The organism is Citrobacter sp. CF971 (assembly GCF_006385635.1).
GTDB classification, from domain to species: domain Bacteria; phylum Pseudomonadota; class Gammaproteobacteria; order Enterobacterales; family Enterobacteriaceae; genus Citrobacter; species Citrobacter freundii.
The window spans coordinates 123,259-145,384 of record NZ_CP041048.1; the positions used below are offsets into that span (position 1 = coordinate 123,259).

At 46.4% G+C, this 22,126-nt stretch carries 31 protein-coding genes and 2 pseudogenes; 24 read left to right on the plus strand and 9 right to left on the minus strand.

The window, feature by feature from the left end; all coding sequences use genetic code 11:
- Positions 1-51: 51 nt before the first annotated feature.
- Complete coding sequence (locus E6P06_RS02585) at positions 52-756, minus strand: IS6-like element IS26 family transposase (RefSeq protein WP_001067855.1); 705 nt, start codon at positions 754-756, stop codon at positions 52-54.
- A gap of 136 nt (positions 757-892) precedes the next feature.
- On the opposite strand from E6P06_RS02585, the gene E6P06_RS02595 reads away from it, so the two are divergent.
- Positions 893-1,753: an extended-spectrum class A beta-lactamase SHV-12 gene (locus E6P06_RS02595; RefSeq protein WP_002904004.1), complete on the plus strand. Its 861-nt coding sequence runs from the start codon at positions 893-895 to the stop codon at positions 1,751-1,753.
- A gap of 20 nt (positions 1,754-1,773) precedes the next feature.
- Here the strand turns inward: E6P06_RS02595 and E6P06_RS02600 are convergent, their stop codons facing one another.
- Entirely contained in the window at positions 1,774-2,535 is a 762-nt protein-coding gene (locus tag E6P06_RS02600; protein WP_002210513.1) for a DeoR/GlpR family DNA-binding transcription regulator, read from the minus strand.
- A 261-nt stretch (positions 2,536-2,796) separates the two neighbouring features.
- Here E6P06_RS02600 and E6P06_RS02610 point away from each other — a divergent pair.
- Together E6P06_RS02610 and E6P06_RS02615 are read left to right on the plus strand one after the other, a co-directional pair.
- A pseudogene (locus tag E6P06_RS02610) lies at positions 2,797-3,321 on the plus strand (NAD(P)-binding domain-containing protein); the annotation flags it as partial.
- Positions 3,322-3,375: 54 nt separating this feature from the next.
- The gene (locus E6P06_RS02615) at positions 3,376-4,080 is read left to right on the plus strand and encodes an IS6-like element IS26 family transposase (protein ID WP_001067855.1); all 705 of its coding nucleotides are present in this window, start codon (positions 3,376-3,378) and stop codon (positions 4,078-4,080) included.
- Positions 4,081-4,113: 33 nt separating this feature from the next.
- Here E6P06_RS02615 and E6P06_RS27855 read toward each other — a convergent pair whose 3' ends face one another.
- Both E6P06_RS27855 and E6P06_RS02630 read right to left on the minus strand, forming a co-directional pair.
- Complete coding sequence (locus E6P06_RS27855) at positions 4,114-4,470, minus strand: S24 family peptidase (protein ID WP_004199403.1); 357 nt, start codon at positions 4,468-4,470, stop codon at positions 4,114-4,116.
- A gap of 2 nt (positions 4,471-4,472) precedes the next feature.
- A complete protein-coding gene (locus tag E6P06_RS02630) occupies positions 4,473-4,712 on the minus strand; it encodes a hypothetical protein (protein ID WP_001549892.1) in 240 nt (79 codons plus the stop codon).
- Between the two features lie 101 nt (positions 4,713-4,813).
- Between E6P06_RS02630 and E6P06_RS02635 the strand changes: the two genes are divergently transcribed.
- A complete protein-coding gene (locus E6P06_RS02635; RefSeq protein WP_000343760.1) occupies positions 4,814-6,034 on the plus strand; it encodes an ISL3-like element ISKox3 family transposase in 1,221 nt (406 codons plus the stop codon).
- An 88-nt stretch (positions 6,035-6,122) separates the two neighbouring features.
- Here the strand turns inward: E6P06_RS02635 and E6P06_RS02640 are convergent, their stop codons facing one another.
- Complete coding sequence (locus E6P06_RS02640; RefSeq protein ID WP_001549893.1) at positions 6,123-6,785, minus strand: recombinase family protein; 663 nt, start codon at positions 6,783-6,785, stop codon at positions 6,123-6,125.
- 380 nt (positions 6,786-7,165) lie between these two features.
- On the opposite strand from E6P06_RS02640, the gene E6P06_RS02645 reads away from it, so the two are divergent.
- From E6P06_RS02645 to E6P06_RS02660, 4 genes are all read left to right on the plus strand, one after another.
- Positions 7,166-7,828 (plus strand): division plane positioning ATPase MipZ, encoded by a 663-nt coding sequence (locus E6P06_RS02645; protein WP_000516402.1) that lies wholly within the window; start codon positions 7,166-7,168, stop codon positions 7,826-7,828.
- 99 nt (positions 7,829-7,927) lie between these two features.
- A complete protein-coding gene (locus tag E6P06_RS02650; protein WP_001185481.1) occupies positions 7,928-8,212 on the plus strand; it encodes a hypothetical protein in 285 nt (94 codons plus the stop codon).
- Between the two features lie 205 nt (positions 8,213-8,417).
- Positions 8,418-8,729 (plus strand): hypothetical protein, encoded by a 312-nt coding sequence (locus tag E6P06_RS02655; RefSeq protein WP_000469598.1) that lies wholly within the window; start codon positions 8,418-8,420, stop codon positions 8,727-8,729.
- 35 nt (positions 8,730-8,764) lie between these two features.
- Entirely contained in the window at positions 8,765-9,049 is a 285-nt protein-coding gene (locus E6P06_RS02660; RefSeq protein ID WP_001043731.1) for a hypothetical protein, read from the plus strand.
- Positions 9,050-9,069: 20 nt separating this feature from the next.
- Here E6P06_RS02660 and ddp1 (E6P06_RS02665) read toward each other — a convergent pair whose 3' ends face one another.
- From ddp1 (E6P06_RS02665) to E6P06_RS02675, 3 genes are all read right to left on the minus strand, one after another.
- Positions 9,070-9,423, minus strand: coding sequence for a DNA distortion polypeptide 3 (gene ddp1, locus E6P06_RS02665; RefSeq protein WP_000877224.1), 354 nt, complete (start codon positions 9,421-9,423; stop codon positions 9,070-9,072).
- Between the two features lie 187 nt (positions 9,424-9,610).
- Positions 9,611-10,054 (minus strand): hypothetical protein, encoded by a 444-nt coding sequence (locus E6P06_RS02670; RefSeq protein ID WP_001074369.1) that lies wholly within the window; start codon positions 10,052-10,054, stop codon positions 9,611-9,613.
- 8 nt (positions 10,055-10,062) lie between these two features.
- Positions 10,063-11,076, minus strand: coding sequence for a replication initiation protein (locus E6P06_RS02675; protein ID WP_001348704.1), 1,014 nt, complete (start codon positions 11,074-11,076; stop codon positions 10,063-10,065).
- A gap of 610 nt (positions 11,077-11,686) precedes the next feature.
- Here E6P06_RS02675 and E6P06_RS02680 point away from each other — a divergent pair.
- Positions 11,687-11,839 (plus strand): annotated as a pseudogene (locus tag E6P06_RS02680) (DNA-binding protein); the annotation flags it as partial.
- A gap of 177 nt (positions 11,840-12,016) precedes the next feature.
- Here E6P06_RS02680 and E6P06_RS27590 read toward each other — a convergent pair.
- A complete protein-coding gene (locus E6P06_RS27590) occupies positions 12,017-12,175 on the minus strand; it encodes a hypothetical protein (RefSeq protein ID WP_152913118.1) in 159 nt (52 codons plus the stop codon).
- Positions 12,176-12,428: 253 nt separating this feature from the next.
- On the opposite strand from E6P06_RS27590, the gene E6P06_RS02685 reads away from it, so the two are divergent.
- From E6P06_RS02685 to E6P06_RS02755, 15 genes are all read left to right on the plus strand, one after another.
- Entirely contained in the window at positions 12,429-12,944 is a 516-nt protein-coding gene (locus E6P06_RS02685) for a DnaJ domain-containing protein (protein WP_139934934.1), read from the plus strand.
- Between the two features lie 58 nt (positions 12,945-13,002).
- Positions 13,003-13,239 (plus strand): hypothetical protein, encoded by a 237-nt coding sequence (locus tag E6P06_RS02690; protein WP_000792381.1) that lies wholly within the window; start codon positions 13,003-13,005, stop codon positions 13,237-13,239.
- 59 nt (positions 13,240-13,298) lie between these two features.
- A complete protein-coding gene (locus E6P06_RS02695) occupies positions 13,299-13,850 on the plus strand; it encodes a hypothetical protein (protein ID WP_000662998.1) in 552 nt (183 codons plus the stop codon).
- A gap of 8 nt (positions 13,851-13,858) precedes the next feature.
- Positions 13,859-14,128 (plus strand): hypothetical protein, encoded by a 270-nt coding sequence (locus E6P06_RS02700; protein WP_001006717.1) that lies wholly within the window; start codon positions 13,859-13,861, stop codon positions 14,126-14,128.
- Positions 14,118-14,360 (plus strand): hypothetical protein, encoded by a 243-nt coding sequence (locus tag E6P06_RS02705; RefSeq protein ID WP_000008707.1) that lies wholly within the window; start codon positions 14,118-14,120, stop codon positions 14,358-14,360. The genes E6P06_RS02700 and E6P06_RS02705 overlap by 11 nt, the downstream gene beginning before the upstream one ends.
- Positions 14,361-14,453: 93 nt before the next feature.
- Positions 14,454-14,792, plus strand: coding sequence for a hypothetical protein (locus tag E6P06_RS02710; RefSeq protein ID WP_001099725.1), 339 nt, complete (start codon positions 14,454-14,456; stop codon positions 14,790-14,792).
- 74 nt (positions 14,793-14,866) lie between these two features.
- Positions 14,867-15,031, plus strand: coding sequence for a hypothetical protein (locus E6P06_RS27595; RefSeq protein WP_000004083.1), 165 nt, complete (start codon positions 14,867-14,869; stop codon positions 15,029-15,031).
- Positions 15,028-15,285, plus strand: a complete 258-nt coding sequence (locus E6P06_RS02715; RefSeq protein WP_004199355.1) for a hypothetical protein — start codon at positions 15,028-15,030, stop codon at positions 15,283-15,285. Before E6P06_RS27595 ends, E6P06_RS02715 begins: the two co-directional genes overlap by 4 nt.
- 340 nt (positions 15,286-15,625) lie before the next feature.
- The gene (gene ddp1 / locus E6P06_RS02725; protein ID WP_001348698.1) at positions 15,626-16,171 is read left to right on the plus strand and encodes a DNA distortion polypeptide 1; all 546 of its coding nucleotides are present in this window, start codon (positions 15,626-15,628) and stop codon (positions 16,169-16,171) included.
- A gap of 2 nt (positions 16,172-16,173) precedes the next feature.
- Positions 16,174-17,334, plus strand: a complete 1,161-nt coding sequence (gene mobP1, locus E6P06_RS02730; RefSeq protein ID WP_004199101.1) for a MobP1 family relaxase — start codon at positions 16,174-16,176, stop codon at positions 17,332-17,334.
- A 352-nt stretch (positions 17,335-17,686) separates the two neighbouring features.
- The gene (locus tag E6P06_RS02735) at positions 17,687-18,196 is read left to right on the plus strand and encodes a transcription termination/antitermination NusG family protein (RefSeq protein WP_000455437.1); all 510 of its coding nucleotides are present in this window, start codon (positions 17,687-17,689) and stop codon (positions 18,194-18,196) included.
- Positions 18,147-18,383, plus strand: coding sequence for a hypothetical protein (locus tag E6P06_RS02740; protein WP_001348696.1), 237 nt, complete (start codon positions 18,147-18,149; stop codon positions 18,381-18,383). The genes E6P06_RS02735 and E6P06_RS02740 overlap by 50 nt, the downstream gene beginning before the upstream one ends.
- A 45-nt stretch (positions 18,384-18,428) precedes the next feature.
- Positions 18,429-19,073 carry a lytic transglycosylase domain-containing protein gene (locus E6P06_RS02745; RefSeq protein WP_000953538.1) on the plus strand — a complete coding sequence of 215 codons (645 nt, stop codon included), beginning with the start codon at positions 18,429-18,431 and terminating at the stop codon, positions 19,071-19,073.
- The gene (locus E6P06_RS02750) at positions 19,057-19,347 is read left to right on the plus strand and encodes a TrbC/VirB2 family protein (protein WP_000916156.1); all 291 of its coding nucleotides are present in this window, start codon (positions 19,057-19,059) and stop codon (positions 19,345-19,347) included. Before E6P06_RS02745 ends, E6P06_RS02750 begins: the two co-directional genes overlap by 17 nt.
- A 24-nt stretch (positions 19,348-19,371) precedes the next feature.
- Positions 19,372-22,125 carry a VirB3 family type IV secretion system protein gene (locus tag E6P06_RS02755; protein ID WP_015060057.1) on the plus strand — a complete coding sequence of 918 codons (2,754 nt, stop codon included), beginning with the start codon at positions 19,372-19,374 and terminating at the stop codon, positions 22,123-22,125.
- The last annotated feature ends 1 nt before the right edge of the window (position 22,126 follow it).

The window sequence follows — 22,126 nt, forward strand, 5'->3', positions numbered from 1 at the left end:
GCACTGTTGCAAAGTTAGCGATGAGGCAGCCTTTTGTCTTATTCAAAGGCCTTACATTTCAAAAACTCTGCTTACCAGGCGCATTTCGCCCAGGGGATCACCATAATAAAATGCTGAGGCCTGGCCTTTGCGTAGTGCACGCATCACCTCAATACCTTTGATGGTGGCGTAAGCCGTCTTCATGGATTTAAATCCCAGCGTGGCGCCGATTATCCGTTTCAGTTTGCCATGATCGCATTCAATCACGTTGTTCCGGTACTTAATCTGTCGGTGTTCAACGTCAGACGGGCACCGGCCTTCGCGTTTGAGCAGAGCAAGCGCGCGACCATAGGCGGGCGCTTTATCCGTGTTGATGAATCGCGGGATCTGCCACTTCTTCACGTTGTTGAGGATTTTACCCAGAAACCGGTATGCAGCTTTGCTGTTACGACGGGAGGAGAGATAAAAATCGACAGTGCGGCCCCGGCTGTCGACGGCCCGGTACAGATACGCCCAGCGGCCATTGACCTTCACGTAGGTTTCATCCATGTGCCACGGGCAAAGATCGGAAGGGTTACGCCAGTACCAGCGCAGCCGTTTTTCCATTTCAGGCGCATAACGCTGAACCCAGCGGTAAATCGTGGAGTGATCGACATTCACTCCGCGTTCAGCCAGCATCTCCTGCAGCTCACGGTAACTGATGCCGTATTTGCAGTACCAGCGTACGGCCCACAGAATGATGTCACGCTGAAAATGCCGGCCTTTGAATGGGTTCATGTGCAGCTCCATCAGCAAAAGGGGATGATAAGTTTATCACCACCGACTATTTGCAACAGTGCCAACGCCGGGTTATTCTTATTTGTCGCTTCTTTACTCGCCTTTATCGGCCTTCACTCAAGGATGTATTGTGGTTATGCGTTATATTCGCCTGTGTATTATCTCCCTGTTAGCCACCCTGCCGCTGGCGGTACACGCCAGCCCGCAGCCGCTTGAGCAAATTAAACAAAGCGAAAGCCAGCTGTCGGGCCGCGTAGGCATGATAGAAATGGATCTGGCCAGCGGCCGCACGCTGACCGCCTGGCGCGCCGATGAACGCTTTCCCATGATGAGCACCTTTAAAGTAGTGCTCTGCGGCGCAGTGCTGGCGCGGGTGGATGCCGGTGACGAACAGCTGGAGCGAAAGATCCACTATCGCCAGCAGGATCTGGTGGACTACTCGCCGGTCAGCGAAAAACACCTTGCCGACGGCATGACGGTCGGCGAACTCTGCGCCGCCGCCATTACCATGAGCGATAACAGCGCCGCCAATCTGCTGCTGGCCACCGTCGGCGGCCCCGCAGGATTGACTGCCTTTTTGCGCCAGATCGGCGACAACGTCACCCGCCTTGACCGCTGGGAAACGGAACTGAATGAGGCGCTTCCCGGCGACGCCCGCGACACCACTACCCCGGCCAGCATGGCCGCGACCCTGCGCAAGCTGCTGACCAGCCAGCGTCTGAGCGCCCGTTCGCAACGGCAGCTGCTGCAGTGGATGGTGGACGATCGGGTCGCCGGACCGTTGATCCGCTCCGTGCTGCCGGCGGGCTGGTTTATCGCCGATAAGACCGGAGCTAGCAAGCGGGGTGCGCGCGGGATTGTCGCCCTGCTTGGCCCGAATAACAAAGCAGAGCGCATTGTGGTGATTTATCTGCGGGATACGCCGGCGAGCATGGCCGAGCGAAATCAGCAAATCGCCGGGATCGGCGCGGCGCTGATCGAGCACTGGCAACGCTAAGCCGGCGGTGGCCGCGCGCGTTATCCGGCCCGCAGCACCTCGCAGGCGTGCCGGGCGATATGACTGGCGGCGGCATCGGAAAGATGCCGGTCGGTAATGATGGTGGTGAACCGGGTCAAAGGTAACGCCATAAACGTGGCCACCTGATTGTATTTCGAACTGTCGCACAGCAGGATGCTTCTCGCGCTGACCTGGCTGACGGTCTCCTTGACGGTAACCTTGTTCTCATCAGGGGTGAATATCCCGCGACTGTCCCAGCCGCTGGCGGAGATAAAGGCCGTATCGATAGCCAGGTGGCGTAACGTACGCGCCGCCGATTCGCCCACGCAGGAGCGGTTCTCCCGGCACAGAGTGCCGCCGGTGTGGATCACGCCGCACTGGCTGGCATCGATCAGCAGCTGGGTTATCTCAAAATCATTGGTGACCACCTGGAGATCGTTCCGGTCGAGGATCGCCCGCGCCAGCGCCAGGGTGGTAGTCCCGGCATCCAGATAGATGCAACTGTTTTTAGCGATATGACTCGCCGCCAGCGCGCCGATCGCCTGTTTCTCCTCACTCTGCAGCGTGCTTTTCACCAGATGACTGGGTTCCGCGGCCAGCCGGCTGACGGCGCGTACGCCGCCCGAGACGCTGACCAGCAGCCCCTGCTCCTCCAGTTTACTGACGTCCCGACGGATGGTCATATGGGACACGCCGAGGATCTCCGTCAGCTCGTTAATGCTTACCGCCCCACGCTGCTCCACCAGGGCTAAAATACGCTGATGTCGTTCTATTGGAATCACCGCTCTCCCCTTACCATTTTTTCACACCAGGCGTCACCACCCAGGCTACGGCCCTGGCGACACCCGGTGTTGTTATCGCGCTTTGCCGCTGTTTTTTACGCTATTTTAGGGCAAGAATCGCCGCTGTGCAGCCTCTTTCCGCCTGTGAATTTTTTATATTCATGTGGGTTATTCGTGATAACTCTCACATAAATTCACATGATAACGCTTTATTCTATCATTAAATCACATTAATTAACTAATGTTCACAAGGAGACCAGCATGGCTGCACACACTAACGTCTGCGTGATTGGACTGGGTTCAATGGGCATGGGCGCCGCCCGCGCCTGCCTGCAGGCGGGCCTGAACACCTGGGGCGTTGACATCAATCCCGACAACTGTCGCGCACTGCTGGCGGCGGGCGCCAAAGGCGCGGGCCCCAGCGCGGTGCCGTTCGCCGCGGAACTGGATGCAGTTGTGCTGCTGGTGGTCAATGCCGCCCAGGTGCGGGGGATCCTGTTCGGCGAGAGCGGCCTCGCCGCCCATCTGAAGCCGGGCACCGTCGTGATGGTGTCGTCCACCATCGCCTCCGCCGATGCTCAGGCCATTGCCGAGGCGCTGGCGGAGTACCAGCTATTGATGCTCGACGCGCCGGTATCGGGCGGCGCCGTGAAAGCGGCCGCCGGCGACATGACGGTGATGGCCTCCGGGAGCGATGCCGCCTTTGCCCGACTCGCGCCGGTGCTGGACGCCGTGGCCGGCAAAGTCTACCGCATCGGGAGCGACATTGGTCTTGGCGGCACTGTTGCAAATAGTCGGTGGTGATAAACTTATCATCCCCTTTTGCTGATGGAGCTGCACATGAACCCATTCAAAGGCCGGCATTTTCAGCGTGACATCATTCTGTGGGCCGTACGCTGGTACTGCAAATACGGCATCAGTTACCGTGAGCTGCAGGAGATGCTGGCTGAACGCGGAGTGAATGTCGATCACTCCACGATTTACCGCTGGGTTCAGCGTTATGCGCCTGAAATGGAAAAACGGCTGCGCTGGTACTGGCGTAACCCTTCCGATCTTTGCCCGTGGCACATGGATGAAACCTACGTGAAGGTCAATGGCCGCTGGGCGTATCTGTACCGGGCCGTCGACAGCCGGGGCCGCACTGTCGATTTTTATCTCTCCTCCCGTCGTAACAGCAAAGCTGCATACCGGTTTCTGGGTAAAATCCTCAACAACGTGAAGAAGTGGCAGATCCCGCGATTCATCAACACGGATAAAGCGCCCGCCTATGGTCGCGCGCTTGCTCTGCTCAAACGCGAAGGCCGGTGCCCGTCTGACGTTGAACACCGACAGATTAAGTACCGGAACAACGTGATTGAATGCGATCATGGCAAACTGAAACGGATAATCGGCGCCACGCTGGGATTTAAATCCATGAAGACGGCTTACGCCACCATCAAAGGTATTGAGGTGATGCGTGCACTACGCAAAGGCCAGGCCTCAGCATTTTATTATGGTGATCCCCTGGGCGAAATGCGCCTGGTAAGCAGAGTTTTTGAAATGTAAGGCCTTTGAATAAGACAAAAGGCTGCCTCATCGCTAACTTTGCAACAGTGCCACAATGTGCGTAATGACCCCCCTGACCTCCAACCCGTCCTCATCGTCATCAGGTATAGCCCTGAAGTTATCCAGCTTATCGAGTTCCTGGAGACACCGCTTGGGGTGTAGTCGCAATCGCATGATCCTGAATTCTTGTTCCAGGACACAGAGCACCAAAGACCCGTCAACGGGCGTGCCCCCAAAATCTACTATGAGCAGCGCACCAGGCTTTATCCCTTCCCGGAAAGAGTAGGTATCACTTCGAAAAAAGAATACTCCCGGCGCTCCTGTATTACAGTGCTGATCGAGTGACAGCCTGTTTTCCTGGTAGTCGGTTGCTGGCGATGGAAAACCCATTTTTAACGGCCTCCGTTGGGGTTAAAAAGCATGAATGTCCGGTTCTCTCCTTCCTGAGTGGAAATGTCTTTAAAAACGGTCACGTAGGTTTCAATCCACTGATTTGCTTGGCGACAACTCCAGTGAAAATTAATCAGCGCAAGCTGGCTGACAAAGGCTTCTGTCGTAACTGTCTGACGACCGTTCGGCTCACGCTTAATGCTCGCACGCCAGGCTGAGTCAATTTCATAGTGTCTAGGCATGAAAAACCTCCGATCAATATAGCTGTATGCATATGGGTCTTCCCTTGTTGTGGTGGCTGAAGGCATGATAATGGTGTATTTAATCGCCAGAGGTCACCGCCATGGACGAAAAGTCCCTCTACGCTCATATTCTCAACCTGTCCGATCCGTGGCAGGTAAAGTCCCTTTCTCTCGATGAAAATGCCGGTTCTGTTACTGTCACTATTGAGATCGCTGAAAACACCCGGCTAGCCTGTCCGACCTGCGGTAAATCCTGTTCTGTTCACGATCACCGTCATCGTAAATGGCGCCATCTTGATACCTGCCAGTTCACCACTATTGTTGAAGCCGATGTTCCACGAATTATGTGTCCGGAGCATGGCTGCCTGACGTTGCCTGTTCCGTGGGCTGGCCCCGGAAGCCGGTATACGTTGCTATTCGAATCGTTCGTTCTCTCATGGCTGAAAATCAGCACCGTTGATGCTGTCAGGAAGCAACTTAAGCTCAGTTGGAATGCGGTTGACGGCATTATGACCCGGGCAGTTAAGCGAGGTCTTGCCCGGATAAAAAAGCCATTATCCGCCCGTCATATGAATGTGGATGAGGTCGCCTTTAAAAAAGGACATCGTTACATAACGGTGATCTCCGATCGCGATGGTCGGGCGCTGGCCTTAACGGATGATCGCGGCACAGAGAGTCTTGCCGGCTATCTTCGCACGCTCACTGATGGGCAGTTGCTGGCTATCAAAACGCTCTCAATGGACATGAACGCGGGCTATATAAGAGCAGCGCGTATCCACTTACCCAGTGCGGTTGAGAAAATCGCCTTTGACCGCTTCCATGTGGCGAAGCAACTGGGCGAGGTAGTTGATAAAACCCGTCAGAATGAACATCCGCACCTCCCTGTTGAAAGCCGACACCAGGCAAAAGGAACCCGCTTCCTGTGGCAGTACAGCGATAAGTGGATGACCGAATCCCGGCAGGAAAAGCTGATGTGGCTGCGTGCACAGATGAAGCTGACGAGCCAGTGCTGGGCGCTGAAAGAGCTGGCAAAGGATATCTGGAACAGGCCATGGAGCGAGGAAAGACGGAGTGACTGGCAGAGATGGTTGGCGCTGGCGGCTAACAGTGACGTTCCCATGATGAAAAATGCCGCGAAAACGATAGGAAAAAGGCTGTACGGGATCCTGAATGCGATGCGACACAGTGTCTCAAACGGAAATGCGGAGGCACTTAACAGCAAGATCAGGCTGCTGAGGATAAAAGCCAGGGGATACCGAAACCGGGAGCGCTTTAAACTGGGGGTGATGTTCCACTACGGAAAGCTGAATATGGCGTTCTGAGCCTTCCCACCATGATCGGGGAAGACCCATGCATATACAGTATAAAGAATCAGTTTTATTCTTCAACACACTGTTTATTATGTTGTAACTACTCCCTACCTTCAGGTTCATGGTTCATTTTGTTAACGGTCTGTTGCTTCACAGCTTTGCTGATAGTCGCCCGGCTACAACCCAGCACTTTTTGAATCTGGCTCCAGGAGCTGCCGCTCGCAATCAGCCTGTTTATGGCGTCATAGCGAGACTGATTAACCTGGCGGCCTTTATACTTCCCTTCCCTTTTCGCCCTGGCGATCCCCTGCTGCTGCCGTTCCCGGCGCTGTTCATAGTCTCGCCTGGCGACGGCGGCCAGCATATCCAGCAACATATCGTTTATGGCCGAAAACATTCGGCTGTCAAAATCATTGTGACCCGATGCGAGCCAGGTTGTCGGAACGTTGACGGCCACAACCCGGATATCTTTCTGCCGGATCATTTTCTTCAGTGTGTTCCAGTCCTCCCCTACCAGGCGTGAAAGCCTGTCCACATCCTCTACCAGCAAGATATCGTTTTGCTGACAATCTTTCAGGAGCCGGAACAACTCAGGGCGTTCAAGCTTAGAACCTGATTCATTTTCAATGTAGTAGTTACAGATGCTCAGGCCGCGCTCGATGGCGAAGGTATTTATCGTGTCCAGGGCGCGTGTTGCATCCTGTTCAGTCGTGGATGCGCGTAAGTAAGCTCTGACAAAGCCTTTCGGTACTGTTTGAGTCATTATAGGGAACCAGTTCATTTTGAGTTAACCAGACACACCCATACAGTACCCATTTCAGTTGGTTCAGGGAAGGCACACTCAAAAAGAACCAGCAAACAGACCCCAGCCCTATAGTGACAACGTCACACTAAAAATTTACAACATAAAGATGATGTAAAGACACACCAAGATTTACACCATAAAGCGCACATAAAGACACAGCAACATTTACCATGTAAAGACACCATAAAGATAAATATATCTTTATTTGTGCTTTACATGGTAAAGCCATTGCATTATAAAGACACTGTAAAGACAAAAGTATCTTTACGAAAAACACACCATGTAAAGACATTCATATCTTTACATGAGCTTTACAACATAAAGAGAGGGATTCTGAAATGGGTAAAATCTTGCTTGTCGTATCAGATAAAGGTGGGGTAGGCAAAAGCACCTACGTGGCTAACACAGGCTCAATGCTGGTCAACAAAGGTAAGTCGGTAATTATCCTGAAGACAGATAAAAACCACGATCTGTTGAGCTGGAACGAAAAGCGGACAGATAACGGCTTACTCACTATCCCGGTTCACGCAGCTTACGGAAACGTCAGCAACGAAATTAAGCGCCTTAGTAAGCTGTGTGAAGTTCTCATTGTCGATTGCCCCGGCCACGACAGCCAGGAGTTCCGTAGCGCCCTGACAGTATCAGATATCGTGGTGACACTGGTTAAGCCGTCCTCTGATTTCGAAAGCGAAACACTGACCAGTGTTACAGAGAAAATCCGCACCGCTCAGAAAGCTAACGCAGCTCTGGAACCGTGGGTGCTGTTCACCAGAATCAACTCAGCGAAACCCCGCCACAGAAAAGCGGCCATTGATCTGGATAAATTACTGCGTTCGGACAACATCTGGATTCAACCTCTGAAAACCCGGATATCCGAGCTGGATGTGTATGAAAGCGCCTGTAATGAAGGGGCAGGGGTACATGACGTTAGCCGGGCATCGAGCCTTTCAACAGCGAAAGCACAGATTGAACTTGTGGCACAGGAAATTGGCATTTTATAGAAATATCAACAATATTCATCGAAATCTTTACATTGTAAATACACCATAAAGATACTATGATATTTACAATTAATGCATACCGTACAAGGGGAAATTTTCATGGCTTTAAAACTAAACCGCCCGAACATCGATGAATCTCAGCAACCAGCAACAAACGCAGAAACCGCGCGTTTTATCTCCGGCGCTACCAGAGCGCCTGTAGCGGGTAAACCAAAGTTGATGAACTTCAGACTGCCAGCGTACTTTGAGGAGATCCTGGAAGCGGAGGCGCAGAGAACAGGCCAGAGCAAGACAACCGTTCTAAAGGCAGCGCTGGCCGCATTCGATAACCTGGACGAGAACCTGAAAAACCACTGGCTGCTTGAATCTGCAAAATTAGGGTAGCGTTATGGCTAAGAAAAAGAGATATGTTGTGATGGTTAGAGATAAACCAAATACAGCGGCAATCAGCGATTATTAGCCTGGTTAGTATGGTTCGCTAACAGGCATAATAAGGCCGTTGCCTATGACTGCGGAGAATGGATTGTCGAACCATCACATTGGTTAAGAATTGGAAATCCAAAATAGAAAGAAACCTAAGGAAAGAAAAATGTTCATATTCAGATATATTAAAACTCTTATTAATATCTACTTGTTATACATCCAACCGATATTGGGGATGTTCCTTATAGGTATAGGCTTATGGGGGTTCTATGCACCTGATGAGGGAACTTGTACTAATCTCAATATTGAGTTATGCGCTGTATCAGCTATTGATGTTCTGAAGCCTGCTATTTTTGTATTTTTAGGCATTATTACCGTTGCCGGATGGTACTTTACCGAACTTCAGCCGAAGCTAAGGGGGGAGGGCAAGTATATGAAGGTAAAAACAGGTGTAAAACCGGAAGATTTCGTTAAGTAAAAACCGAGCCTAAAGACGTTAACCGTGGGGGATTTATGAATAAATCATGGCTTGAACAACAGGTGCAAAATGAAAAATTAAAAAAAGTACAGGAAGAGAAAAAAGATGGCACTATCCAAAAAGGATTGTACAGGGTTCGTATAAAAGACAAATACAGGTGGGATTTGTGGGAAAATGATTTCAGAGTTGTTATTGCTTATTCGAAAGATGATGCAGAGCTAAAATTTACAGAAATGACAGGTTTTAATGAGCATTACTATATAGAAAGCATTGAAAAAATAGTGCTTTCAGATATAGAAAAAATCTTACTGGAAAACTGAAAAGATAGTTATCCAGAGGTTTAGTTAAATAATGGCGTCAGTTTTTCAACCAGTAGCAGATCGCTTAAACCGTCTAAAGAAACAACTTCTATACCAGAATCAACAAGTGAATCAACTCCACATACTTCACCGAAGCCGATAACCATAATCGGCTTTCGGTCTATCAAATCAAAAATCACCAAAGGCAATATTACACTGTTAATCGCTTCAAACTCCTGAAAAAACATTTCAGAGCCGTATTCGCTGGCAGGAAAAAGAATCTCACTTAATCTCAAACCATAAAAAATATGGTAGTGTTCTTTAAGGTTATCCTTTAAAATATTAACAGCCTTAGAATATTTTTCGTTAATAAACTCTTTAACCTGATATTTCATAACTCTCTCCAACAAGAACCGACTGTAGGTCACCGGGCAAACGTTGCGGAATGGCGTCAGAGACGTCATTTTGCGGCGTTTGCCCTATCCTGCATCGCAGTGAAAAGAACTCGCCTCGTGCGCTATGATTAACCGATGATAAAAGGCTGAAAGAAGCACTGCAAGCCGACTGGATAACATTGTTGCTTCACGGCTGATCATCATTGGTTGCCTCAGTGCTAGTGTGCTTTGCATCAGGAACCAGAAGACGATACCACGGCATTTTTTTGTTAAGCAGCTCCATCAGGGGAGTGGCAAACAAACTCAATCCCCACAGCGTTACGATTACTGGAATCGTGAAATTTTGCGGCGTCCAGAACTGGCGCTCAAGGTGGAACCATGTAACAACACAGAGCATTCCACCAATCCAGAAAATAGCTTTACTGAAAGCCCCCAGGACTGCCAGAGAAATAACAGAGACTAAATGCAGTGCGCCAGCCGTAGCAAGACGTAGATAAAACCAGAACCATTTAGCGTGCCGGATAACCGGGTTACCGTTCGTTTCTCGCAATCGTTTTTTACGTTCCCGGATGATTTCTTTTTTCAGCTTACTTCGTTCGGCTCCCTGCGGAAACTCATATATTTTAGCCATGTTTTGCCTCACTTATTCTTTTTTGGTGGAACGACTTTGTCAAACTCCTCTAAAAATGCCATATCATCTTCCGAAAAGGATGAGGATTTTTCATTTATACTAAACTCAAATCTAAGCATGTGAGCCATTCTCCCTTTTTTCCCAACAACAGAGAAAGATAACTGATTTATTTCCGTTTTCTCAATTATCTCATTAATGCTTTTATTGATAACATCACGAACAAAAAATGAGTATTTAGGATACTTATATTTCTTCTCCCCTTCCTCAATAGTATAAAGTCCCATTTCCTCTTTTAAATCATCCACGGATATATCAAAAGATTTTTTTGAACTATTCTGACTGTAATATTTCCTAATGACTTGATAAAGGTTTGTTGAGTTTACACTGTTCAACAACACAACTGATTTCAATACCTGAGTGGTATATCTATTTTCAGAACCAATCAACTTAGAAAAATATCGCTTAGCTGTATTTGTGAATTTTATCCGTACAGTTGCAAGATGATCGTAATAGGCACAGAATTCTGTTAAGTTTAAATCCAAGCGATCAGGTATTTTATTCTTAGATGATAGTATCCCAAGTTCATCAGCCAAATTTTTTAAATCATCTCTGTTTAAAACTAACGTAGTTGAAGAAAGAACTTTAGCTCCCTCTTTCAGAGCTGCATAAGAGGCATATTTATCTAAAGAAGTAGCTTTTGAAAAAAAGTCAGCATCAACCTCCAAAATATCATCATCTAACATTTCCTTTGTATCAATCTGGCAAAGAGCCAGAAAAAGCACTCTTTTTGCTGAAAGGGAAAGGGATGCAAGAGTTACCCCAACTTCATTTCTATGTCTAACTTTCGTTAATCCCGTTACTGTCTTCACGATAAGCCTCATATAACCTTTCCTATGTAGGCAAATCATAACCCCACAAAGGTTGTAATTCAAGACAACAATACAACCTTTAATTAAAAAACCTCTCACCTTTAGATATGAAGATCTGAGGATCTTCATATCTAAAGATAGCAACAACCGCATGTTTCACTTGATGTTCAGTCAAACTGTGGAAACCGTTAAAAATCTTCTCACCTTACGTGAAAAATCCTCTCATCTTTAGTGAAAAATCTAACTACCTTAACTTAAAAATCTTCTCACCTTACGTGAAAAATCCTCTCACCTTACGTGAAAAATCCTCTCACCTTTAGCAATTTTTTTCCATAATTTTCAGGTAATTGAAGCGAGCTAAGTTTTTAAGTTTTTAAGATCAAGAAGAAAATATAAGGCTTTTAATGCACAGCGTCTGTGGATAACTCAGCATAAATCCAGAGGATAGATCCGTCTGGCCTCCCTGAGCACTGCACCACCAAAAATTGAGCAAATATTAACCTTAGCGCGTAAGTGCTCTATTGAAACCCCGTGGAAATTCCGCTTCCTCGCTCACTCGCGGGCTTCGCCCTGTCGTTCGGCTGCGGCGAGCGGTGTAATCTCTCTAAAAGATCCAGACGGGATCCTTTTCCGATCCAATTCTTAAATGCTCTCAAAAGCCCTCAGAGGCGTTTTAACCGCTTTAACCCGGTCATGGTTCAACGGAGCGGGTAAAATGCGCTTAGAACGTCATACAGCTCGTTTTTAACCTGATCCCTAATCAGGGGGTATAACAGAGGCGGCCAAAAAATCCGGCCTTGCTCGTCAGAGTATCTACCGCGCATTATCCCCGAACGGAAACCCGACCATCACAACACTTGCACAGCTTGCAGCAGTAGCCGGGTTACAGTTCACTCTCAGTAAGCCCAACCACTAACCTTTCAGACAAGCCCCTCATACCGGGGGGATTATTTCTTATGCCAGCAAAATTTCACGACCGGCGAGGATGGCCAAGTGTTTTTTGCTGGCAATTTTCGTGCAGCAGCTGGCGCCCGGATTCATTTTTTGCTGTCAGGCATCAATCGGTTTCAGCAACCCGCCCCGTAATTCGCTGCTAACGCATCTCATAACGCGCAGATACAGCGCCCCGCGCCAGTGTTTCACACTGACCCGGCGTACCGTTCGCAAGCTCACGCGCTAACTGCGACAGGCTAAACATCGTCTGATAGTCAGAAATTGGCCTGGCAGGGGTGAGGGGGGTTATCGCTCTCATTCGGGCTTGTTGGTTCGCCAGTCCTGGCGAACGTCTCCGGCGCGATGTTACGACAGCGCATTATGTAACTACAGTTCGCGCCTCTTTCGGAAATCCCTTCATGCGCGGTAAAGCAATATACATCTTTATGTAATCTTTACAATGTAAAGCATTAAAAATGATTCCATAACCATCATTTGATGGTATAATGAATTTGTTGGTTGGGAATGGTTCCCTGCCAGATTCCAGAAGCCCACACGGGCGGGAGCGAAAAATGAATATTCAGGAAGCATTAAACGTTTTTGGTTTATCCGGTGATCTGACTGAAAAGGACATCAAGGCGGCATACAAAAAAGCGGCTTTAAAATATCATCCAGACCGCAATCCATTGGGTGCCGAGCTGATGAAAGCAGTAAATGCTGCGTTTGATTTTCTCATGGCTAACATTGATAAAATCAATCAGTTTCAAAGCACTGATGAAAACGCACGTTACAACTACGGTGAAGATCTGGAAAAAGTTCTGAATACGCTTTCCGGCCTTACAGGGATTGTCTATGAAGTTATTGGTAATTGGGTCTGGATTAGCGGAGAAACTAAAGAACACAAAGACATTTTAAAGGAAATGGGCTGTAAGTGGGCATCTAAGAAAAAACAATGGTTTTACCGTCCTGAAGAACACAAAAGGCGCTGGAACCGTAAAGAACACAGCATTGAAGAAATTCGTGAAATGTATGGTACAGCGGGTAAACGTAAGGCGTCAGGCTGGACACGTGTAGAAGCAAGCGCATAACCGGAATGGGGGCGAAAGCCCCCTAGAACATGGCAAAGATTGATTCGGAGACACGTTGATGAAAAACAAGACCATAACGGAAGCGGAGCTGATAAACATTTTTGAAAGTTACGGAGCCTACATTTGCCCGGATGAGATCGAAGTTACAGCCAAAGAATGCAATGAAAATGGTTCAGTCTTGCACCGTGGCTTAAACGCAGAAGGATGGGCGCATCTTTTTGCGAAGGAAGAAGCATATCAGCAGGAATGCGAAGCCCAGGAAGCTGCAAGTGATGATGGACACTTTGATGAATAGTCTTAAAACTGCCGTAATTCGATTTACGGCTTTTTTATTGAGTTCAAAAGGCTGAATCGATGAAAGAACAGAAAAATTTCTTTGAACGGTATAAACCGGTGTTTGAAATCGTTTGTCGAATCCTGGGGAACGGCTGGCGTGTAAATCTGCTCGATGATTGCCAGTACAGGATTAAGCTAACCTCACCTGATTTTAAAAATTACTCTATACATATTCGAATGGAGAAAGGAAGGTTAGTTATCATTGGAAGCGTAGATAGTCGCAGCTGGAGAAGTCCTTACCATACTTGCACAGTATCGCCAGAGCGTAACCCTGTAGAAATCGCCGCCGATATTGAAAAGAAAATCCTGTCGGATGCTTTAGATAATGTAGATATGGCGCGAGAGTATGAACAACAGTTACAGCAAAAACGCGAGAAAAAACTGATCCTGAAAGGAATGCTATCTCGTTTAGTGCATCTTGAAAGCTGGCATGGGACATTGACCGGGTTTAAAGTTGAGAATGGGTTAGATGGTAACGTATCAGAACGGGGCGACGGATATGAAATGGTAATTCGTGGCCTGAGTGTAGATCAGCTCATAAAGGTAGCGGGGTTTATTAAACAGCTATGAGGCAAAAAATGAATGAAGTCCTGAGCGACAGGAAAAACAAAGGTAATGTAACATACAGGATTGTTGTGTCTGAAGATGCAACACGTTTGTTTATTGAACTTGAAAAACTGATGAAGGTACGCTCTAAAGAAGCGGATAAAAAAACAACTAAAAAGATTGTTTTCCAAAAATCATTTTATTACGAAGAATTCTCGAACGTTAAAGATGAAATTGATGATCCAATTTTATTGAAATTCTATACAGATACTATTGTGAAGGTACAAAATCATGAGTTTTAAGCCAACACCTGAAGAGGTGAAACAAGCACGTATTAAAGCTGGCTTTACGCAGCAGGAAGCCGCTGAACGGTTTGGTTTTACGTTATCAGCCTGGCAAGCCAAAGAAACATCCGGTAAAACGTCTCGTGGTTTAGCCGCTGGTACGTATGAATTACTTTTGCTCCTGGCTGATGAACATCCAGATTACCAGCTCGTTAAGAGAGAAAAAAATCAGGATAAAGTGACTAAATAAATTGCATTACCATCATATGATGGTATAATTTATTTGTAGGTCGGGAATAGTTCCTTACCATGATCCAGTAGCCCAAACGGGCGGGAGACTAAAATGAACACGTATGTTATCACTTTCCAGGCTTTAAACACTAAGAAAGAAAAAATCACCTGCTCTGCTTTTGTCCATTCAGAAACTCTCTTCCTTGCCGTTCATTCTTTCGAAGATAAAAATCGCGGTCGTGGTTATGTTATCACGTCTGTTAGTGAATTGTTGTCCGAGGAACTGACGGCGAAAAATTCCCTCAAGAAAAATATTAACTTTTGGTTTAATGAGTGTGGTTTAAGTAAATCTGAGGTTATAAACGAAGTAATTAACTGGAAGAATTTCGCATATACCCTTAAAGAACTGGAGGAAGCCAAAAATGAAGCGATAAGAGAACTGCGGAGTTAATCAATTAGGGGTGGTATCAGGTTGTGGAGGCAACCTGATACCGTGACACTCAATTCCCTCGCGAGGAATATAAAATGTCGGAACGCATGTTATCAGCAATACAGACTGTTGAAAAGGGTGGGCGTCCGGTTTTTCCCTTGATGCCATTCTCTGCTTTTCCTGAGTACATGGCATTACTCAGAAAAGCCCTGGAAAAGAAAGAAACAAAAGCACTGATAGAAAAACAGGAGGTGCTATGAAAAAACAGGAGTTTTTAGATTTTATCAGTGCAGAACAGAGGCGGGGAGCTGTCCGGTTTTCGCTGGGATTTAACAGCAAAGGGGAAATTGTATTGCACTGGACTAACGAGGCCGGGTTAAGAGTCTGGAGTATACTAAGCGGTAACAGGGGAAAAAGTCCCAGCCGGGCAAACCGGGAAAGAATGAGTAACCTCCGCCGCTGGCTCCATGATGCCCGGCAGGGCATGGAAGGCGACACACCAGAGGCAGAATAAAATTCCCGTTCCTGAATCGCCGAAGCCCTCCCGTTTACGGGAGGTGCTTTTTTTGTATATTCCGTAAAACAGCGCTCGCGCCCCCTGCCAGGCCATTCGCGTAGCGAATTTATTTCCGCCCAAGTTAGCCGCGAATCCGTTGTCTCCGGTCGCAGACGCACCAGATCACAGCCACGATAGCCTTTCATTTTTTGCATTTCGATGGACGCTGAAGCACAATTTATGTGTGGAGGTAGTTCACTGCGATGCAGGATAGGGCAAACGCCGCAAAATGACGTCTCTGACGCCATTCCGCAACGTTTGCCCGGTGACCTACAGTCGGTTCTTGTTGGAGAGTTTTATGAAAAAAGTTCAATTCAGGATTGAAGAAAGCCAACATGATGATCTACTTGATTGTCTTAAAACACTTTATCCAGATGAACCGGGTTTAACCGTGGCAAAAGGAATGAAGCTGCTTGCCAATGCTTTACTGAAAAGCAAGGTTAAAAATGAAGATGTTAATGTGTCAAAAGACAATGATGATTTTATCAAAACCACAATGTATTTGACAGGGAAACAAAGAACTTTAATAGAGAAAGCGGCTCATCGTCATGGCTGGAATTTATCCAGAGAATGTCGTTATCGAATCCAGACGACACTTGAAAATGAACTTGATTTTTTCGATCAGGAACTTCTGGTGATGAATCGTTGCCGTAATGCAATAGATAAAATAGGGCGAAACTTTCATTATATTATCGTTAATGATAATGCCAGAGTACTTGATAAAGATGGGTTCTATCAGGACGCTGAGCGGTTGAGTTCAGAGATAATGAGTCTCAAAAGTGAGTTTGAAAACTACATTATGTTATGCAAAGGGCGAACTGTTTCTAACAAGGTTGAGGTGTAATCATGGGCGTTTATGTTGACAAGGAATTCAGGGTTAAGCGTAAGTCCTCTGAAGCTGGCCGCAAGTCTGCTTTCGCCCATAAAGTTAAAAATGGTGGTAAAAACTATCAACGCAACGTTCAGGAACGTATCAACCGCAAGGGTGCCAGTAAGGAGGTTGTTGTCAAAATCTCAGGAGGTGCGATTACCCGGCAGGGAGTTCGAAACAGTATTGACTATATGAGCCGGGAGTCAGAGCTGCCAGTGATGAGTGAAAGCGGTCAGGTATGGAAAGGTGATGAGATTCAGGAGGCTAAAGAGCACATGATAGATCGTGCTAATGACCCTCAAAATGTTTTCGATGATAAAGGTAAGGAAAATAAAAAAGTAACCCAAAATATTGTGTTTTCACCGCCTGTATCAGCAAAGGTAAAACCTGAAGATCTGCTTGAGTCTGTCAGGAAAACGATGAACAAGAAGTACCCAAATCATCGTTTTGTGCTTGGCTATCATAACGACAAAAAAGAACATCCACACGTGCATGTCGTTTTTCGTATTCGTGATAATGACGGTAAACGAGCTGATATCAGGAAAAAAGATTTACGGGAAATTCGTACAGGTTTTTGTGAAGAGCTGAAGATGAAGGGCTATGACGTTAAAGCCACTCATAAGCAGCAGCATGGACTTAACCAGTCTATTAAAGATGCGCACAAAACAGCGCCAAAACGACAGAAGGGCGTTTATGAGGTTGTTGATGTTGGCTACGACCATTATCAGAACGATAAAACCAAACCAAAGCAGCATTTCATAAAGCTTAAGACACTGAACAAGGGCGTGGAGAAAACATATTGGGGGGCTGATTTTGGTGAGTTAACCACTCGCGAGAACGTTAAGAAAGGTGATCTTGTTAAGCTGAAGAAGTTAGGACAAAAGGAGGTGAAAATCCCTGCACTTGATAAGAACGGTGTACAGCATGGCTGGAAGACTGCACACAGGAATGAGTGGCAGCTAGAGAACCTGGGGGTTAAGGGCATAGACAGAATCTCTTCATCCAGTAAAGAGCTGGTGCTGAACAGCGCGGAGATGATTAAGAAACAGCAACTCCAGATGAGAAATTTCTCGCAAATAAAACAGTCGATGATTCAAAGCGAACAGAAAGTGAAAATCGGAATTCGTTTAGGATAATTCATACTCTCCGGTAACTTATTGATTAAGATCGATTTATTTATCTTGTTAGCAGAGTTTTTGTAAAAAGTAACTAGCGGTAAAAAATTTAGTTAACTTGACTATAAAATAAGCGCATGGTGATCAATCGATCTGCTTTTTTGTTATCAAATAGCATATGTATCTAGATATAAATAAAATACAAGCACAAACAAAATGAAATGTGTCGTAAATGCGATCTAAAGATCTGCTTGTGTGGTTGAACGCAGCACATGTAGCTGATAAAGTTTTTATGAGATGTAAATTTGTCCTTTTGTTTTTTTTCTCTGATTCGGGGTCATCCGAGTCGAGAGAGCGCCTGAAAGGAAAAACTATGGAATGGTATGTTTTGCAATTCACCACTACGAGATTTGCAGCAGTTTTTGCTCATCTCGAACGCCTGAACTTCTCTTACTTCTGTCCTATGGAGACTGAAAGGTATCGTCGCCCGGATAAGATAATTTCATATCGAGAAAGACGTTTGCCGCTTTTTCCCGGTTATCTTTTTATCCAGGCAGATTTTGAAGAGGTTCATTCCACTACAATAACTGCTATCCCTTACGTACAACGCTTTATCTCATTTGGCGGTGAGCCTTTACCTGTACCAGAAGATGTGATGGCGGAGCTTTTGTACAGACAATCACATACAACAGCTCAGGCAAATCTTTTAAGGAAATCAATTCCACACGATTTTGCTGAAATTCTACTCATGGATAATCCGCAGCAAAGAAGTATGGCTTTCATCCACTACATCACAGAGAGAAGCTTAACCCACAAAATGAAACGGAAGAAAAATGACTGCTACCCGAAAAAAAACCGCAACGAGACGCAAGCCCCAACGTAATACACTCTACCTGCCCTCAGCTTCTCGTGAGGAACTGGATAAAATTGCTCTGGAGATTGGCTATCGCAGGGGGCGACGTATTTCAAGCTCTGGTGTTGTCCAGTACCTCATAAAAAAATATTCCAGCCAGGCTATTGAGGAGCTGATAAACGAAGACGATGAAGACGATGACGACTTCGATGACTAACCATTCAGTCTAAACTTTCCGCGCTGTTCTGGCCGGGAGAAAATCATGTTATCTACTACTGCTTTTGCGGCGCTTGCTTTGCAATGCGCGGCCAGCGTTCATCCCGATACTGCGCATGAAGTTGCAAGGGTTGAATCTGGTTTTAACCCATATGCTATTGCCGAGATAATACCGAAGGTTGAACGTAAGCCCGGTGACAAAGGCGTAGTGTCCTACTTTCCCAAAACTAAGGAGGCTGCACTCCAGATCGTAAATCAAATTGAATCACGAAATCATCGTTACTCAGTCGGTCTTATGCAAATAACGAGTACGAATTTTGCAAACTTCAATACAACCGCTGAGAAAATGTTTGACCCCTGCGAAAATCTCAAGGTTTCAGAGCAAATTTTGGTGGATTGTTATAAACGTGGTGGCGATATTTTACGTGGCCTGAGTTGCTATTATTCCGGCAATCCAGAAACAGGAACTAAACCTGAATCAGATTTTAATAACACCAGTTATATACAGCGCATAGGGTTTAATCCGCCTGATAACAAAAAAAACTGGGTGGTTCCTTCAGTTAAAGATGCAATCAGAAAGGAGAATGTAACACAGAGTATCAAACCTAAAGAAGTTACCGTATATCCCCAATATGCCATGCGTGGCACTGTTTTAGATGAAAAGGAAACAAACGATGTTAAAACTCAATAAACGTTATTTAACTCTTTCTGTATTTATGGCTGCATTGATGCTTTGTGTAGCAGAACCCGCCTTTGCTGATGATGTATCCACTAAAACAACTGGCTTCTTGCAGAAGATTATCGATTTTCTGACGGATATCCGTAAGCCAGCAATCACCATCATTGCGCTGGTAATTGGTTATATCGCTATCTTCTCACGCCAGCATGCAGCGTGGATTACGCCTTTAATTATCGGGATTATCATCTTTATTGTTGCGCCATATCTGCCTGACTGGTTAGCGTAATATGTAATAAAAGGGGGCGTAAAAATGAGTACCGTTTTTAAAGGGCTGACACGCCCCGCTTTGATTAGGGGGCTGGGCGTTCCGCTCTACCCCTTTCTTGGAATGTGCGTTATCTGCGTTTTGCTTGGTGTCTGGATTCATGAGGCTATGTATGCCCTCATCCTCCCTGGCTGGTATGCCATCAAGCGAGTTACGAAGATAGATGAACGCTTTTTTGACCTGCTTTATCTGCGAATGCAAATCAAAGGTAATCCTCTGGCAAACAAGCGCTTCAATGCCGTCCATTATGCGGGGAGTTCGTACGACGCAGTCGATATATCGAAAGTGGACAATTTTATGAAGCTTAAAGACCAGTCTTCTCTTGAAGAGTTAATCCCGTATTCATCACACATCACTGATAACCTCATTGTTACCAGAAACCATGATCTACTGGCGACCTGGCAGATTGACGGAGCTTATTTTGAATGTGTAGATGAAGCGGATCTAGCCTTGCTTACTGACCAGCTCAATACGCTGATACGTAGTTTTGATGGGAAACCCGTTACCTTTTATACGCATCGTATTCGGGTTAGAAAAGAAGTGCGACCTGTATTTGACAGCAAGATCCCATTCGTCAACAGAGTGATGAACGATTATTACGAATCGCTTTCGGCGGCTGAGTATTTTGAAAACAAATTATACTTAACCGTATGCTATAAACCGTTCAGCGCTGAAGATAAAGTGACGCATTTTCTTTCAAGGAAAAAGGGTAATAAAAATATCTTCGAAGAACCCATTAATGATATGAATGAAATATGTGGCAGATTGAGCACCTATCTCTCCCGGTTTCATTCCCGTCGTCTTGGGTTATATGAAGAAAATAATATAGTTTATTCAGAACAGCTTACGCTGTTCCAGAAACTGCTATCCGGGCGCTGGCAGAAAGTCAGAGTCACCAATAGTCCGTTTTATACATACCTGGGTGGTAAAGACCTGTTCTTTGGTAACGATGCTGGACAAATCACTGCCTCTGACCATGCCCGGTACTTTCGTTGCATCGAGATCAAGGACTACTTTCAGGAAACGGATGCCGGAATTTTTGATGCACTGATGTATCTCCCGGTTGAGTATGTACAGACTTCCTCTTTAACTCCGATAGACAAGCAGTCTGCAATCAAGGCGCTGGATGATCAGATCGACAAACTCGAAATGACCGATGATGCCGCTAAATCCTTGCTCGCTGATTTGAAAGTTGGTCTCGATATGGTCTCCAGCGGCTATATTTCTTTCGGGAAAAGTCACCAGACACTGATTGTTTACGCAGATTCGCCGGAGCGTCTGGTGAAGGACACCAATATTGTAACGACGACCCTGGAGGATTTAGGGCTGATCGTAACCTATTCAACCTTGAGTCTTGGCGCAGCGTATTTTGCTCAGTTACCTGGTAACTACACGTTACGGCCACGCCTGAGTTCTATCAGCAGTCTGAACTTTGCCGAAATGGAAAGCTTCCATAATTTCTTTACGGGCAAGGAGAAAGGAAATACCTGGGGTAACAACCTTATCACCCTGGGCGGCTCAGGAAATGATATTTATAACCTGAACTATCACATGACTACCGAGCATCAAAATTACTTCGGTAAAAACCCCACGCTGGGGCATACCGAAATTCTTGGTACGTCAAACGTGGGTAAAACGGTAGTGATGATGACTAAGGCTTTCGCCGCCCAGCAGTTCGGAACGCCGGAGTCTTTTCCACCTGAGAGGAAATTAAAGAAGTTAACTACAGTATTTTTCGACAAAGATCGGGCAGCGGAACCCGGTATACGTTCAATGGGAGGTGCTTACTTTCGGGTGAAAGAAGGAGAGCCGACTGGCTGGAACCCTGCGGCTTTGCCACCAACCAAACGAAATATTTCCTTTATGAAAGACCTGGTGAGGCTACTTTGTACGCTTAACAGTGAGCCGCTTGATGATTACCAGAACCGCCTGATTTCTGATGCCGTTGAGCGCCTGATGCAGAGGTCAAACCGCTCTTATCCGATCAGTAAGTTGCGACCACTCATTCTGGAGCCTGATGATACTGAAACCCGGCGGCATGGGCTTAAAGCACGCCTGAATGCCTGGGTGCAGGGAGGGGAATTTGGCTGGGTGTTTGATAACCCGGACGATACGTTTGATGTGGACAACCTGGACGTTTTCGGTATAGACGGAACGGAGTTTCTGGATAACAAAGTACTTTCCAGCGCCGCTTCATTCTATCTCATCTACCGTGTCACCATGCTGGCTGATGGCCGCCGACTCCTTATCTACATGGATGAGTTCTGGCAATGGATTAACAACGAAGCGTTCAGAGATTTTGTTTATAACAAACTCAAAACCGCGCGTAAGCTGGATATGGTGCTTGTCGTAGCGACACAATCGCCGGATGAACTAATTAAATCACCTATCGCGGCTGCCGTTCGTGAGCAGTGCGCAACACATATTTATCTGGCGAACCCCAAAGCGAAACGTAGTGAGTACGTAGACGAGTTGGAAGTGAGAGAACTTTATTTTGACAAAATTAAAGCCATTGACCCGTTATCTCGTCAGTTCCTGGTCGTCAAAAACCCACAGAGGAAGGGGGAAAGTGATGATTTTGCGGCTTTCGCAAGACTGGATTTGGGAAAAGCGGCGTATTACCTACCGGTTCTCAGCGCATCGAAACCCCAGCTTGAACTGTTCGATGAAATCTGGAAAGAGGGTATGAAGCCGGAAGAGTGGCTTGATACCTATCTGGAACGTGCAAACCTGATTTAAG